This is a genomic window from Micromonospora sp. NPDC050397 (genome assembly GCF_044901685.1).
In the GTDB taxonomy this organism is placed as follows: Bacteria; Actinomycetota; Actinomycetes; order Mycobacteriales; family Micromonosporaceae; genus Micromonospora_G.
The window spans coordinates 233579-249193 of sequence record NZ_JBJDPS010000005.1 but is presented as its reverse complement, the minus strand read 5'-3'; the positions used below and the strand labels follow the sequence as shown (position 1 = coordinate 249193).

Here is a 15615-nt window from a genome sequence, read left to right as displayed (position 1 = left end):
GGAGCGCCGACTGGGGTGCCGTACTCAGCCGGTTGTCGGTGTCGGATCGGGCGTCGGCGGCGGCTCGTCGGTCGGCGACGGCGTCGGTGTGGCCGAGGGGGGCGGTGGCGCCTCCGCGACCGTCAACGTGACCTGCGAACCGACGGCGATCTGCGTACTCGGTCGCGGGTCGGAGGCGATCACGGTGCCGGGTTCCCGGGGCGACTCGCGGAACTGCACCTGGAACGTCAACCCGGCCTGTTCGAGCAGCGCCTGGGCCTCCCCCTGGGGCAACCCGATCACCGGCGGCACCTCGATCATGGCCGCCGTTGTCGCGGTCGGCGGTGGCGTCGTCGGCGCGGCCGTGGTCGGCGCGGCGGTGGCGCTGGGCCTGGCGGAGGGCGAGGGGCTCACCGGGGCGGGTCCGGTGCCGCCCGAATTCGCCTGCACGATCAGCCAGATGCCGAACGCCAGTACGCCGAGCAGGACCAACGCGATCAGCCCCACCAGGATGGGCAGCCACCAGCGTCGGCCGGGCTGACCGTCGTCGCCGTACCACTCCGGCTGGGCCGGTGGTCGTACGTTGGGCCGCTTCGGTGGCGGCACACCTGCCCGCCCCGCCCAGGCCCCGCCCTCCGCCGGTGCCGGCTCACCACCACGAGCGGCGGGGAAGGCGGTTGTCTGGTTCGACCCGCCGGAAGGGGTACGCGGCAACTTCGCGGTCGCGTCCACTCCCGCACCGGCCGGCGGACGCGGCAGTGCCATCGTCCGATCGCTCTCCGAGCCCTTGGGTGGGGCCGGCAGCGGCATCGTCACGTCGCCTGACGGTGCGCCGACCCGCCCGCCCGGCAGCGGCATCGTCGCGTCCGGTGCGGCCGGAGAGGGTGGCAGCGCGACCGTCTGATCTCCGGCGGGCACGGCCGGCGGCGGTGGCAGCGCGACTGTCTCGTCACCGCCCGCACGCCCCGCACCACCCGGCAACGCAACCGTCTCGTCACCACCCGCACGCCCCGCACCACTTGGCAGCGCGTCCGGTGCGGCTGGAGAGGGTGGCAGCGCGACGGTCTCGTCCGAGGCTGCCGTCGCGGACGGCAGTGCGACGGTCGCATCCGCCTCGGCGGTGGTCGACGGCGACGGCAGTGCCACCGTCTTGTCACCATCCGCACGATCCGGCAGCGGCACTGTCTCGTCCGGCCCAGCAGCCGGCGAAGCTGTCGACGCAGCCGGAGCAGCCGGAGTGGCCGGAGTGGCCGGAGTGGCAACGGTTGAATTGGCCGGAGCAGCCGAAACGGTCGAAGGAGGCAACGTCACCGTCGCGTCCGCCTCGGCGCTGTCGGCCCCGGCGCCCGGCTCGCTCGGCCCCTCGGCGCCGCCGGACCGCCCTACCTTTTCGGTCGGCTCCGCGGTGTCGGGCTCCGTGGCATCGGGCCGAGCCGCAGACTCCTCCGCCCGCGTCGAAGGCTCGTCGGTCTCCGGCGCAGCGTCCGCAGGCTGCGCCGAAGCCCCGTCGGCCTCGGGCTCGGTCTTGGTCACATCCGGCTGCGCCGAAGCCCCGTCGGCCTCGGGCTCGGTCTTGGTCACATCCGGCTGCGCCGAAGCCCCGTCGGCCTCGGGCTCGGTCTTGGTCACATCCGGCTGCGCCGAAGACTCGTCGGCCTCGGTCTCGGACCCGGAACTGTCGACCCGCGTCGGAGGTTCGACCGCTGGCTGGTCGGGTTTGTCAGCAGGCGCGGACTCATCCTGGCCGCTTGGGTCCGACGCATCCCCGCCCGACTCATCCCGAGTCGTTGGGGCGCCATCGTCGGGGCTCCGCGAGGGCGGCGCAGACCCGGACGCGGACGGCTCCGGTACGTCCCGTGGCTGCTCACGGTCGTCTGCCATGGCACGTCCTCTCCCCGACAACAACGCTGTCCAATTTATCCGGCCGGTACTCGGGCGGGCCGCCGCACCACCGCGCGCAAAGGATCAGGTGGTCGCGGGACTCGGCTGCCCCCCGGGCAGGTTCGTGCCGCAGAAGAGCACGACCTTGTCGTTCCACCGGAGTCGATCGCCCGGCCGCGGTTCCTGTCGTACCATCTGGCCGCCCTTGCCGTTCGGGTAGCTCGGCGTGAAGCCCGCCTCGACCACCCGCGCCTGCGCCTCGCTGCAGGAGAGCCCGTTCACGTCCGGTACGTCGGTCAGGGGTGCCACGCCCTTGACGTACACCTTGACCGTGATTCCCTTGCGGACGTCCGCGCCCGCCGCCGGATCGGTACGCACCACCGAGGATTCCTCGCCGTTGTTGCCGAAGATGATCTGCCAGCCGAGCCCTCGGTCGCGCAGGTCCTGCCGTACCTCCTGGAAGCTCTGGCCCGCGAAGTCCGGTAGCGCGAACTGCCCGGCCGGTGCCCCGGTCGTCTTCCCGCCCGACGGGGTCGTGTTGGAGGGCCGGCCCTTCGGCGTCTTGGTGGGACTCGGCGCCGAGGTCGTGGTCGTCGGCGTCGGCCCGGCGCCGTTCACCGGCTCGGCGCTGTCTTCCCTGGCCAGCACCCAACCACCGGTCGCGCCGATGGTGGCGAGCAGGACCGTTGCCACCACCGCACCAGCGATCATGGGCGCCCGGTTGGGCCGGTCTGGTTGCTCGACCGACGATGATTGCCAGCCCGCATTCCCGTCCGACATGTCGACCACTGCCTCACCATCCGGGCACGAACCGCCCGCCGACAATCAAACCTCTGACCGATCGAGTGTGCTGGCTGACGGCAACCGCGATCCAATCGGGCGGCGATCCACACCCTCCGTGAGGATGCCAGCACCAAACAACCGCAACTCGCCCTGCCGGCGGGTGAACGCTACGCTGCCCGGCATGGCCGTACGAGGCTGGGGAGGATCGGTCGCGATCGCGATCGGCGTAGCTGCCGGTGCTGGTGCCGCACAGCTTGGGCTCGGCTACGGGCTGGGCATCATCGCCTGGCTGCCATCCGCCAGCGGCACGAGTGAGGCGACCTGGGTGGCGAGCCTCGCCTGGGCCGCCTGGATCGCGGCCACCTCCACCGTCGCCGGGGCCATCGCCGCCCAACGGATCGGTGCGCCGGAGACCGTACGACCGACGGCGAGCGGCGGCGCGGTGAAATCCGGCCAGACCCTCACCACCGGACTGTGGCGGGTCGCACTGGCACTGGCCAGCGCGGTCGGCGGTCTGGTGACCGTCGCGCTGGTCGCCGTACCGGCTCGGGCGGCCACCCGGGCGGACAGCGTCTCGCCGCAGAGCATCGCCGCCGGTTACGCGGTCATCGGGGTGATGCTGGGGCTGGTGATGGCGATCTGGTCACTCTCGTCCCCGGCCGTCGCCAGCAACGTCATCGCCACCTCCGCCTGGCTGTGGCTGCTCGCGATCGTCGCGGTGGTCGACGGGGTCCTGTCCGGCCGAGGACTGGCCAGTGCGCAGCTCGGGGTATGGCAGATCACCTCGGACAGCGAACGGTTCTGGTTCCGCGACTACTTCTACTGGCCCGGGGCGGCGCTGTCGCTCGGTTCGGCCCTGGTCATCGGTGCGCTCGCCGCCCGGTCGACCGCGCGGTCGCCGGAACGTCGGGTCGGCGCGGTGGTCTCCGGTGTCGCCGGGCCACTGCTGGTCGCGGCCGCGTACTTCCTGGCCGCGCCCCGGCTGGCCGGAATCCGTGCCGAGCAGGTCTCGGCACACCTGGCGGCACCGTACGCGGTCATCGCCGGCCTCGCCGGTTCGGCGCTGGTGGCGGCGATGGCCCAACGCCGATCGACGAACCGCGATCTCCAACGGCCGGTGTTGACCGGACCGGATTCCCCGACCCAGCAGGGCCGGTCGGATTCCTGGACCCAGCAGGGCGGATCGGATTCCTCGGCACAGCCGGAGCAGGGCACGGCGCCGACACAGCGCACCGCTGGTCGGATCGACACCGCCGACGACGAGTCGCAGCCCTCGACCCGGCCGTACGGCGACAAACCGGTGTCCAGACCTGCGGGTGGGCCGGCATCGCCCGCTACCGGGCCCGCGCGCTCGCCGAGCGGTGATTCGGAGCCGGAGCGGCGGGATGCCGCCTGGACAGCGGATTCCTTGCCGGACCGGACCGAGACGGTTGTCGGCGCGGATCAGCCGACCGGTGCCGGCACCGACGCCGAGCAGCCCGAGCCGTCGTCGAAGCCGAAGGGCAGAACGCCCCGCTTCGGGCGCCGCTCACGCTGACAACCGCTCGTTGACAACCATCGCTGACAACCACCGTCGACGACCACCGCTGACGGAAGCCGGGAACGCTCGCGACTGACCACCGTGACCGGTGCCGCGGTCGATGTGCCGTTCAGTCGACCGGCCAGGTATGGACGGGCTCGTTCGTACGTTGCAGTTCGCCGTACCGCTGGAGCATGCGGTGCAGCGCGGCGGGTCGGGACAGGCCGTGGGTCCGCTCGTTGGCGCGCACCGATCGCGCCTGCCAGACCGCCCCGTTGCGGCGGAGTCGGCAACGCTGCTCGATGATGCCGAGCAGCCGGTCACGTTCGGCCGGCGCGACGCCGAACCGGTCCAGGCCGACCGCCGCCCGGGGCAGCAGCACTTCCAGGACCAGGTCCGTCACCCGTACCTCGCCGAGGCGGGGCCAGTAGACGGTCGCGTCGATGCCGTGCCGGGCGGCGGAGTGAAAGTTCTCCTCGGCGGCGCTGAAGGTGAGCTGGCTCCAGATCGGCCGTTCGGCCTCGGCCAGTTCACGTGCCAGCCCGAAGTAGAACGCGGCGTTGGCGAGCATGTCGACCACCGTCGGCCCGGCAGGGAGCACCCGGTTCTCCACCCGCAGGTGCGGTCGGCCGTTCATGATGTCGTACACCGGGCGGTTCCAGCGGTAGACCGTGCCGTTGTGCAGCCGCAACTCGCTCAGCCGAGGTACGCCGCCCCGGTGCAGCACCTCGGCCGGGTCCTCCTCCTCGCAGATCGGCAGCAGCGGAGGGAAGTAGCGGACGTTCTCCTCGAACAGGTCGAAGATCGAGGTGATCCAGCGTTCCCCGAACCAGACCCTCGGCCGTACGCCCTGGGCCTTGAGCTCGTCCGGTCGGGTGTCGGTCGCCTGTTCGAAGACGGCCACCCGGGTCTCCGCCCAGAGCTGCCGCTCGTAGAGGTAGGGCGAGTTGGCGCCGATGGCCACCTGGATGCCGGCGATGGCCTGGGACGCGTTCCAGTAGCTGGCGAAGTTGTCCGGCGCGACCTGTAGGTGCAGTTGGATGCTGGTGCAGGCGGCCTCGGGCGCGATCGAGTCGGTCTGCGTGTGCAGCCGCTCGACCCCCCGGATGTCCATCTCGATGTCCTCGCCACGAGCGGCGACGATCTGGTCGTTGAGGACGTGGTAGCGCTCGTTCATCGAGATGTTGTCGGCGACCAGGTGCCGCGCGGTGAGCGTGGGCAGGATGCCGATCAGGATCAGTGAGGCGTCCGCCTTGACCGCTCGGTCCTCCACCCGCCCCAGGCTGTCCCGAAGGTCCCGCTCGTAGTCGGCGAACCCGGTGCCCTCGATCAGCCGGGGCCGCGCGTTGAGCTCCAGATTGAACTGTCCCAACTCGGTCTGGAACATCGGGTCACCGAGGTTGGCCAGGACCTCCTCGTTGCGCATCGCCGGCTCGGCCTCGGCGTCGACGAGATTGATTTCTATCTCCAGGCCGGTCATCGGCCGTTCGGCGTCGAAGCCGAAGTCGTCCAGCATCAGCGCGAAGACGTCGAGGCAGCGCCGGACCTTCTGTCGGTAGCGGATGCGGTCCGCACGGGAAAACACGCTTTGTCCGACCTCAGTACCCATGTGCCCTCCCCGGCGCAGAAGCGCTGTCGGCGCAGCCCGGAGGAGTCGATGCCCGGATTCTTACCGCGACCGAACTATTACCGTACGAGTAAGGACCGTATCCGGCCAGAACGGCGACACTGCGAGCCGGGAGTGGGGGGCCGACGACGCTGGGTCAACCATCGCACAGGACGGGACGCCTGTGATCGGTCACACATACGGTCCGCCCCGGAGACCGGAGGAGCGGTCGCCGGGGCGGACTGTGTCGGAAACCACCGCGCTCGTCGCGCGGTCCGATGTGGAGGGTGGATCAGGCCTGGCGGATTGCCTCGCCCTCGATCTCGATCTTGACCTTCTTGCCCACCAGCACACCGCCGGTCTCCAGACCGACGTTCCAGGTCAGACCCCAGTCCTCGCGGTCGATCTCGGCCGTCGCGGTGAACCCGAAGATCTGCTGGCCGTACGGGTCGGTGCCGACGCCGTGAAACTCGACGTGCAGGTCGACCGGGTGGGTGATGCCCCGGATGGTCAGCTCGCCGGCGAGGTCGAACTCGTCACCGCTGTGCGACTTCACGCCGGTGCTGCGGTATTCGAGGGTCGGGTGCTTCTCCACCTCGAAGAAGTCGCCGCTGTTGAGGTGCGCGTCACGGTCGGCATGGTGGGTGGTGATGCTGGCAGCCTGGATGGTGGCGGTGACCGAGGACTCGAGCGGGTTTTCCGCGACGGTGACGGTGGCGGTCGCCTCGGTGAACTCGCCGCGCACCTTGCTCACCATCATGTGCCGGGCCACGAACCCGACCCGCTTGTGCGACTGGTCGAGCACGTAGGTGCCAGCGGCGGGGATGGTGAGTCCCTCCCACGCGCGGGTGGCGGGGTTGGTGCTGGTCATGATCGTGGCCTTTCGGGTGCGATGATTGAGTACGTCAACGACTGACTGAGCAACTATAGACTGAGCAATATTCCCGTTGTCAAGGATTGGTAGGATACAACGGTGGCATCGACCGAGGCGCTCGCCGACGACCCCCGCATCACCGCCATCGGGCTGCTGATGGAGGTGCACACCGGGCTCACCACCCGGATCGCCACCCAGCTCGAGCAGCACGGGCTGTCGCCGGTCGAGTTCGAGGTGCTGATGCGCCTGACCCGCTCACCGGAGCACCGACTCCGGATGAGCCACCTCGCCGCCCAGACCTCACTTTCCACCAGCGGGGTGACCCGGGTGGTCGACCGGATGGAGCGGGTCGGCCTGCTCTACCGCCATGCCTGCCCCTCCGACCGCCGCAGCCTGTACGCCGTGATGACCCCCGCCGGAGTGGCCCGGCTCGACGAGACCCTGCCCGGACACCTCGAACTGATCGAGCGGTGGTTCGTCTCCCAACTCGAACCGGAGGCATTGCAGACCCTGCTCGGCTCGCTGCGCGTACTGCGGGACGCGGTGCACCCGGGCGCCACCGCCGGGGGCGGGGAAACCGTGGACCTCACCGTCGGAAGCTGACTCCCTACCCGGCGAATTGTGCCAACCGATCCGGAATGGCGGAACGGCACGAACGGCTGGTCGAGTGTCCGGAAGTTCGATGTCGGGACCGGCAGAAAAACCGGCAGAAGTCATACGCGTACTGCGGTGTATGCCGTTTATTCGGACAAACGGCACTCCAGGTCGGACTAGTGTCCATCGAACGGGGGGGCTCCGGGGGGAGTGGCGCGAGCGGGAGGAAGCGAGGGGCTGTCGGGGGGACAGTCCCGCTCGCGCCACGCCCGGGACAACCAGCGGCTAGGAGACCCTCAGTCGTCGGCCGGTGAGGTGGCGACCACCGAACCGAGCAGCACCCGCTCACGGGGCAGCAGGGTCACCGCACCCTCCCGGCAGACCTGATCGATTCGGGCCAGCAGGCTCGTCCGGAGCGCCGGGTCGTCGGTGGTCGCGAGCAGGCCCACCAACGCCTCCGCCGCACCGCGCAGGTCACGACCACCGGCGTACGCGCTCGCGGCGGCGGCGTACCACTCGACCGCCCACTCCCGGTCCGACCGCTGTACGGCCAGGATCGCCTCGATCAATGCGCAGGTCCCGTCGTCGCTGCCGCCGCCCCGGTCCCCGGCGAGCGGCCGGCCGACGTCCAGCGCCTCGCCCGGTGACCGTACGTCCGGCAGGGTCACCGCCGACGCGGCGCTCGCCCGCAACTCGGCCAGCACCACCCCCGCCTCCTCCAGCCGGCCCTCCTGCGCCAGCGCCAACCCGACCGTGCCGAGCACCTGCCGACGGTGCGTGGGGTCGCCGAACTCGGACAGCGCGGCGAGCACCCGGCGGCCCTGGTTGACCGCGTCGGCGTACCGGCCGTCGAGCCGGGCCACCTCTGCGAGGTTCGCCCGCGCCAGCGCGCGCAGCCGCTCGTCACCGCACTGTGCCCCGAGCAGGTCCATCGCGGCCAGCCGCCGACGCGCCGCGGCGAGGTCACCACCGCGGATCTCGTGCCAGGTGAGGTAGTGCTGGGCCACCGCCATGTCCCGGGACCGGCCGTTGCGCCCGGCCAGGGCCAGCATCGTCTCGCCCAGTCGACGCGCCTCGCCGTACCCGCCGGCGGTCGCCCACAGACCACAGAGCACGTTGAGCGCGGCGAGTTCCCCGCCCACGTCGTGGTTCTCGTGGAACCAGTCGAGCGCCGCCCGCGCCGACGCGAGTTCCTGCGGTCCGGCGCCGTGTGCCGCCGCAAGCTGCGCCACCCCCACCCGGGCCCAGGCCCGGACCGCCGGATCGGCCTGGGCGGTACGCGGGTCGTCGAGCAGCCGGCGCAGCCACTGCCGCCCGGCGACGTCCCGCCCCCGGAACCGCCACCACCGGGCCAGACCCGCCGCCAGCCGCAGGGCGGTGTGCGGGTCGTCCGTGGCGGCGTGGGCGAGCGCGGCCCAGAGATCACTGGATATCTCGTCCAGCCGACGTACGGCGGCGGCGAGGTTGGCGCCACTCAACTCGGGTGCGGTCCGGGCGGCCAGTCCGGCGAAGACCTGGGCGTGTCGCCGCCGGATCACGGTCTGCTCCCCGGCGCTCGCCGCCGACTCGGCGGCGAAGTCGCGTACCACGTCGACCAGGCGGAACCGGAACGGTCCCCGCCCCCGGGCACTGAGCAGGCCGAGCCCGAGCAGCCGGTCGAGCAGTGGCACCGGGTCGGCCGCCAACGTCGGCCCGGCGCGGTCGCACTCGCCGCTCAACATCGCCTCGGCCAGTTCGACCGACCAGCGGTTGCGGAAGGCCGAGAGCCGGCGCAGCGCGGCCCGGTCGGCCGGATCGAGCAGCCGGTACGAGGCGGCCACCGCGTCCCGCAGCGTCACCGCCACCGCCTCGTGTACGGCAACCGGGTGGGCCAGGTCCAGCACCCGGTCGCCGTGGCGTTCGAGGATCCCGTTCAGGTCCAGCACGCCTCCCCGCGCCGCGGCCAGCTCGATCGCCAGCGGCAGGCCGCCGAGCCGACGTACCAGGGTCAGTAGCGCGTCGATCTCCTCCGGCTGGGGAGGCTCCCGGCGTACCTGACGCAGCCGGGCCAGGAACAGCTCGACGGCCGGGTAGGGCTCGATCACGGCCAGTTCGGCGGGTGCGTCGGGTGGTGGCACCTCCAGGGGCGCGACCGGCCAGACCCGCTCGCCGGCCAGGCCGACCGGGTGTCGCCCGGTGGCCAGCACGCGCAGGTTCGGCGCCCCGGCGACCAGCCGGTGCAGCGCCCCGGCGACCGCCTCCGGTGCCCGTTCCACCGCGTCGACCAGCAGCAGCGACGGCGCCCCGGCCAGCCGGGCGGCGAGATCCTGGGGCCGTCCGACCCCGAACACGGTGGCCACCGCCGAGAGCACGTCGCTCTCGCTGGACAGGTCGGTCACCACGATCCCGACCACCCCGCCCGGGTGTTCGGCGGTCACCCGGTCCGCGACGGCCAGGGCCAGTGCGGTCTTGCCCGCCCCGGCCAGCCCCACCAGGCTCACCACCGCCGGTGCCGCGCCCGTGCCGCCGGTGAGCAGCGCGGCAAGCTCGGGCACCTCCAGGTCCCGGCCGATCAGCGCGCCCGGCGCCGGCAGTCCCAGGCCGGTCGCCGTCGCCCGCCCGGCAGGCACCCCCGGCGGTACGTCGGTGGCCAGCGCGGAGACCCCGCCCGCCGAGACCGCGACCGCCGCCCCGGCGCTCGATCCGGGCTCCGGAGTGGACGATCCCTGCCCCCGGGCCGAGGCGACGAACTCCGCCCGCTCGGCCCCGGTCAGCCGCAGTGCGGTGGCGAGCAGTTCCACCGTCGTACGCTGCGGACGCAGGGCGTGTCCACGCTCCAGATCGCGCACCGTACGCACTCCGACTCCGGCCCGTACGGCAAGGTCTTCCTGGGTCAGTCCAGCCGCGCGGCGCCGGGCACGCAACTGCTCGGGGAACCACGTGGAACCCCGTTCAGAGCCATGATCCGGAGGCATGGGCTGGAAGAGTACGCACACGGCGTCACCGTGGGCAGGCATCCGTCGCGGTGCCGACCGCCAATGCACCGGATACCCGACAGTTACCGCCGCAGATGTCGGGACCCGGTCAGAATCAAGTCAACAAATGGTCAACTCACCCGTTCGGGGACCGCCGTCGCCGGCTCGGCGGACGTCACCCCCACCCGTGCGGCCGACCACCGTCCGTGCAACCGGCGCAACGGTGCGGGCGCCCACCAGTTCCACTCGCCGAGCAGGCTCATCACGGCGGGCAGCAGCAGTCCGCGTACCAGGGTGACGTCCAGGATCACCGCGACGGCCAGACCGAACCCGATCTCCTTGACCGCGGTCAGGTCGCCGAGCAGGAATCCGAGGAAAACGATGACGATGCAGACCGCCGCCGCCGTCACCACCGGGCCGGTACGGCTGATCCCGGCCAGCACGGCACGCTCACCCGCGGTCGCCCGAGCGGCCGAGGTCCGCTGCCCGGACCAGCGCGTCCACTCCTCCCGGATCCGGGCCAGCAGGAACACCTCGTAGTCCATCGAGAGCCCGTACACGAAGACAAAGAGCAGAATCGGCGTGGTCAGGTCGATCGCGCCCCAGGAGTCGACCCCCAACAGCGCCGAGCCCCAACCCCACTGGAAGACCACCACCAGTACGCCGAGCGTGGCGAGCAGGGTCAGCGCGTTCATCAGCAGCGCCTTGACCGGAATGACCACCGAGCCGGTCAGTGCGAACAGCAGCACCATGGTGACCAGCAGCAGCACCAGCACGGCCAGCGGCAGCCGCTGGGTCACCGACGCCTGGTAGTCCACCAGTTCGGCGGCCGGGCCCCCGACCAGCAGCGGAATGGTCGTGTCGAGGTCGCGTACCGCCCGGACCAGGTCCCGGGACTCGGGTCCGGCGGTCACCCCCTTCGGCGTCACGTCGATGACCAGCGCGTTGCCCGGTACGTCCGGCCGGGGCTGCATCTGGATCACGTTCGGCAGCCGGTTGATCTCGTTCATCAGGTCGCGTACCGCGCCCGTGGCCGGGTCGGCGCTTGCCACCACGACCACCGGCTGCGCCCGACCCGCCTCGAAGTCCCGCAGCAGCACGTCGTACGCCTGCCGCGCCTCCATTCCCGCCGGCAGCGCCCGCGCGTCCGAGTTGGCCAGGTTGGCGCCGAGCAGGAACGGCAGGGAGAGCAGGATCAGGCCCGCCGCGACGGTCGCGGCCACCGGACCCGGCCGGGACTGGGCGTACGTCGCCAGCCGCGCCAGCACCCCACCGGCCACCGCCGCCCGGTTGACCCAATTCCGCTGGCCTGGGGCCGGGATGCGCCGGTGCAGCACCGCGATCAGCGCCGGTACGGCGGTCAGCCCGGCCAGCGTGGCCAGCACCACGACCAGCGCGCCGCCCAGCGCCATCGCCGCGAGCAGCGGCTCGCCGAAGACAAAGAGGCCGGTCATCGCCGCCGCCACCGCGAGCCCCGAGACCAGGACCGCCCGCCCGGCGGTGGCGACCGTACGCCCCAGCAGCTCGCCCGGCTCCGCGCCCGGGTCGGCGTCCCGCTCCTCCCGGAACCGGAACAGCGACAGCAGCGCGTAGTCCACGGCCAGACCGATGCCGAGCAGGGTGACCACGTTGACGGTGAACTCGCCGATCTCGGTCACGGTGGCCAGCCCGAGCAGCCCGAGCAGGGTCACCGCGACCGCGCCGAGCGCCGCCAGCAGCGGGATCATCCCGGCCAGTACGCCGCCGAGGATCAGCACCAGCGCCACCAGCAGCACGACCAGCGCGATCGACTCGCCCACGGCGGCATCCCGGATCGCCTGCTCGGCAAACGCCCGCTCGGCCAACGTCTCGCCGCCGACCAGCACCTGCGGCGCGTCGATCCGGTGCAGCAGCTCGGCCACCCGGTCCTCGACCCGCTCCCGCTCGGCGTCCGGCTGCCCGTCCACCAACTCGACCCGGACCATGGTGCTGCGGTTGTCCGCCCCGATCCGTCCGCCCGGCGAGTTGTAGAGGTCGTCGACGTCGGCCACCCCGGGCAGCTCACGGATCTCGGCCGAGATCTTCGAGACGCTCTCCACCAGCGGCGGGTCGTACGGGTCCCGGTCCCGGACCACCGCCACCACCAGGGGTCCCTCCGGCAGCAACTCGTCCACCCGGGCCTGTGCCCGCTCCGACTCGACCCCGGGCCGCAGACCGTCCGTCGAGGAGAGCCGGTCGAAGACCGAGCCGCCGAGGGTCGCCCCGGCGAGTACGAGCACGAGCCACGCACCCAGCACCGGCCAACGCCAGCGCCACATGGAACGCCCGAGTGCAGCGAGCATGACGAGACCTCCCCGGAGCGACCCGTACGGCCGCTTTGCGCGTTTGTCCCGTCGATGCAAGCACCCACCGCACCCCCGCACCAACCCACAACCGGTCAGTCCAACCGTCCGATTCGCGCGGCCGGACGACCGGTCACCCGGTCGGGTCGACGAGTGGTGGGGGTCAGAGGCCCAGGTCGCGCGCGATGATCATGCGTTGGACTTCGGAGGTGCCTTCGCCGATTTCGAGGATCTTCGAGTCGCGCCAGAACCGGGCCACCGGGTACTCGTTCATGAAGCCGTAGCCGCCGTGGATCTGCGTCGCCTCGCGGGCGTTGTCGACCGCGCTCTCGCTCGCGTACAGCTTGGCGATCGCGGCCTGACGCTTGAAATCCTCACCGGCGAGCATCCGAGCGGCGGCGTCGTAGTACGCCAACCGGGCCATGTGCGCCCGCAACTCCATGTCGGCGATCTTGAACTGGATCGCCTGGTTCTTCGCGATCGGCTGGCCGAACGCGTGCCGCTCCTTCGCGTACCGGATGGACTCGTCAACACAGCCCTGGGCGAGCCCGACCGCGAGCGCGGCGATGGCGATCCGCCCCTCGTCGAGGATCTGGAGGAACTGGGCGAAGCCCCGACCCCGGGCGCCGAGCAGGTTCGCCGCCGGGACCCGGCAGTTGTCGAAGCTCAGCTCGTGCGTGTCCGACGCGCACCAACCCACCTTCGAGTAACCGGGCGCGACGGTGAAGCCGGGCGTACCGGAGGGCACGATGATGGTGGACAGCTCCTTCGAGCCGTCCTCCTTCACGCCGGTCACCGCGGTCACGGTCACCAGCGCGGTGATGTCGGTCCCCGAGTTCGTGATGAACGCCTTCGAGCCGTTGATCACCCACTCGTCGCCGTCGAGCACCGCGCGCGTGGTGGTCCCGCCCGCGTCCGAGCCCGTACCCGGCTCGGTCAGGCCGAAGCCGGCCAGCGCCTCACCGGTGAGCAGCTTCGGCAGCCACTCCGCCTTCTGCGCGGCGGTGCCGAACCGGTAGATCGGCATCGCGCCGAGCGAGATCGCCGCCTCCAGGGTGATCGCCACGCTGGAGTCCACCCGGGCCAACTCCTCCAGGGTCAGGCAGAGCGCGAAGTAGTCGCCGCCCATGCCGCCCTGCTCCTCCGGGAAGGGGAGCCCGAACAGGCCCATCTTGCCCATCTCGCGGATGATCTCGTACGGGAAGGTGTGCCGCTCGTAGTGCTCGCCGATGACCGGCGCGATCACCTCTCGGGCGAACTCCCGGACGGTCTGGCGAAGCGCCTCCTGCTCCTCGGTGAGCCGGAAGTCCATGGGTGCCTCCTCGTAGGCGGTACGACGATGGAACGTGGGTGCCGTCGGCGTCGCTCGTGGCTGCCGACCGGCGGGAAGACCTTCGCCCGGCGGGACCGGACGACTTCCGGTCAGACCGGGGTGACGCCGTGGCGGCGGCGGGAGAAGTGCCGCTCCTTGCCCTTCGCCGCCGCGTACCGACGGATCAGCTCGCCGCGCAACTCATGCGGCTCAACGATCGCGTCGATGACAAGTTCGCTGGCCAGCCGCACGATGTCGATGTCGCGCTCGTACTCGGCCCGTTTGGTGGCGACAAACGCGGCCCGCTCGTCCGGGTCCTCGATCGCGGCGATCTTGTTGGCGTAGACGGCGTTCACCGCCGCCTCCGCGCCCATCACCGCGATCTTCGCCGTCGGCAGCGCGATCGTCGCGTCCGGCTCGAAGCCGGGACCGGCCATCGCGTAGAGGCCGGCGCCGTACGCCTTGCGCACCACCACCGAGATCTTCGGTACGGTCGCCTCGGAGATCGCCGTGATCATCTTCGCGCCGTGCCGGATGATGCCCTGCTTCTCCACCGCCGTGCCGACCATGAAACCGGGCACGTCGGAAAGGAAGAGCAGCGGTACGTTGAACGCGTCGCAGAGCTGCACGAACCGGGTCGCCTTGTCGGCCGAGTCGACGAAGAGCACGCCGCCCTTGAACATCGAGTTGTTCGCGACGACGCCGACCACCTCGCCGTTCAACCGGCCGAACCCGATGGTCAGCTCCTTGGCCCAGAGCGCCTGGATCTCCAGGAACGAGTCGGCGTCGAGCAGACCCTTCACGTACCGGCGCATGTCGAACGCCTGCCGCTCGCTCGCCGGCACCAGCGCGGCCAGGTCCACCTTGGCCGGCGCGTCGACCGCCGGGGCGACCGGCGGCGCCTCGGTCCAGTTCGCCGGCAGGTACGACAGGTAGTCCCGGACCACCGTGAGCGCGTCCGCCTCGGTCTTGCAGAGGAAGTGCCCCACGCCCGACTCGGCGCAGTGCACCCGCGCCCCGCCCATCTCCTCCAGCGTGGTCTTCTCGCCGGTCACCATCTCGACCATGCGGTCCGACCCGAGGTACATGCTGGCGTTGCCCTCGACCATCGCGACCACGTCGCAGAACGCCGGGATGTACGCGCCACCGGCCGCGCTCGGCCCGAACAGCGCGCAGACCTGCGGGATCGAGCCCGAGGCGCGCACCTGGTTCCAGAAGATCTTGCCGGCCCCGCGCCGCCCCGGGAACAGGTCCACCTGGTCGGTGATCCTGGCCCCGGCCGAGTCGACCAGGTAGACCATCGGCATGCCGGCCGCGTACGCCCGCTCGATGATGCGAATGATCTTCTCGACCGTACGCGCGCCCCAGCTTCCGGCCTTGACCGTCGAGTCGTTCGCCATCAGGCAGACCTGGCGGCCGTCGATGGTGGCCTGCCCCGTGATCACCCCGTCGGCCGGCAACCCCTCGGCGAGCGCGTTCGCGTACGCCCCGTCCTCGACAAACGAGCCCTCGTCCACCAGGAGCGCGACCCGTTCCCGGGCGAAGAGCTTGCCCTTCGCCGCGTTGGCCGCGTGGTACTTCTCCGCACCACCGGCCCGGACCCGCTTACGGAGCTGCTCAAGCGCCTCACTGTCGAGCGTCACGCCGACTCCTCACCGCACCCCGAGCGACCACGGCTCCGGTGCCGGCCGTCGACCGGCCCCGGAAATCCACTGAACGATCGTTAGGCTACTGCATCGAGCCGAGCCACCGCGACCACGAACCCCTGATCAACAGCCACCCGCACACCATT

At 71.4% G+C, this 15615-nt stretch carries 10 protein-coding genes; 2 read left to right on the top strand and 8 right to left on the bottom strand.

Going from position 1 to position 15615, the window contains the following annotated elements:
• Positions 1-24: 24 nt before the first annotated feature.
• Together ACI2K4_RS19955 and ACI2K4_RS19950 are read right to left on the bottom strand one after the other, a co-directional pair.
• Positions 25-1125 carry a PASTA domain-containing protein gene (locus tag ACI2K4_RS19955; protein WP_404513189.1) on the bottom strand — a complete coding sequence of 367 codons (1101 nt, stop codon included), beginning with the start codon at positions 1123-1125 and terminating at the stop codon, positions 25-27.
• Between the two features lie 819 nt (positions 1126-1944).
• Entirely contained in the window at positions 1945-2571 is a 627-nt protein-coding gene (locus ACI2K4_RS19950) for a PASTA domain-containing protein (protein WP_404513188.1), read from the bottom strand.
• Between the two features lie 193 nt (positions 2572-2764).
• Here ACI2K4_RS19950 and ACI2K4_RS19945 point away from each other — a divergent pair, with 193 nt between their 5' ends.
• On the top strand, positions 2765-4180 hold the full coding sequence (locus tag ACI2K4_RS19945) for a hypothetical protein (protein ID WP_404513187.1): 1416 nt from the start codon (positions 2765-2767) through the stop codon (positions 4178-4180).
• Positions 4181-4292: 112 nt separating this feature from the next.
• Here ACI2K4_RS19945 and ACI2K4_RS19940 read toward each other — a convergent pair whose 3' ends face one another.
• Together ACI2K4_RS19940 and ACI2K4_RS19935 are read right to left on the bottom strand one after the other, a co-directional pair.
• Positions 4293-5771: a glutamate--cysteine ligase gene (locus ACI2K4_RS19940; protein ID WP_404513186.1), complete on the bottom strand. Its 1479-nt coding sequence runs from the start codon at positions 5769-5771 to the stop codon at positions 4293-4295.
• A 289-nt stretch (positions 5772-6060) separates the two neighbouring features.
• Positions 6061-6639, bottom strand: coding sequence for a YceI family protein (locus ACI2K4_RS19935; protein ID WP_404513185.1), 579 nt, complete (start codon positions 6637-6639; stop codon positions 6061-6063).
• A 159-nt stretch (positions 6640-6798) separates the two neighbouring features.
• Between ACI2K4_RS19935 and ACI2K4_RS19930 the strand changes: the two genes are divergently transcribed.
• Positions 6799-7245 (top strand): MarR family winged helix-turn-helix transcriptional regulator, encoded by a 447-nt coding sequence (locus ACI2K4_RS19930; RefSeq protein ID WP_404513407.1) that lies wholly within the window; start codon positions 6799-6801, stop codon positions 7243-7245.
• Positions 7246-7532: 287 nt separating this feature from the next.
• Here ACI2K4_RS19930 and ACI2K4_RS19925 read toward each other — a convergent pair whose 3' ends face one another.
• The 4 genes from ACI2K4_RS19925 to ACI2K4_RS19910 all read right to left on the bottom strand — a co-directional run bounded on the left by ACI2K4_RS19925 (position 7533) and on the right by ACI2K4_RS19910 (position 15466).
• Positions 7533-10190, bottom strand: coding sequence for an ATP-binding protein (locus tag ACI2K4_RS19925; RefSeq protein ID WP_404513184.1), 2658 nt, complete (start codon positions 10188-10190; stop codon positions 7533-7535).
• Between the two features lie 131 nt (positions 10191-10321).
• Positions 10322-12511, bottom strand: a complete 2190-nt coding sequence (locus tag ACI2K4_RS19920; RefSeq protein WP_404513183.1) for an MMPL family transporter — start codon at positions 12509-12511, stop codon at positions 10322-10324.
• 163 nt (positions 12512-12674) lie between these two features.
• The gene (locus ACI2K4_RS19915; RefSeq protein ID WP_404513182.1) at positions 12675-13823 is read right to left on the bottom strand and encodes an acyl-CoA dehydrogenase family protein; all 1149 of its coding nucleotides are present in this window, start codon (positions 13821-13823) and stop codon (positions 12675-12677) included.
• 110 nt (positions 13824-13933) lie between these two features.
• Positions 13934-15466 carry an acyl-CoA carboxylase subunit beta gene (locus ACI2K4_RS19910; RefSeq protein ID WP_404513181.1) on the bottom strand — a complete coding sequence of 511 codons (1533 nt, stop codon included), beginning with the start codon at positions 15464-15466 and terminating at the stop codon, positions 13934-13936.
• Positions 15467-15615: the final 149 nt, after the last annotated feature.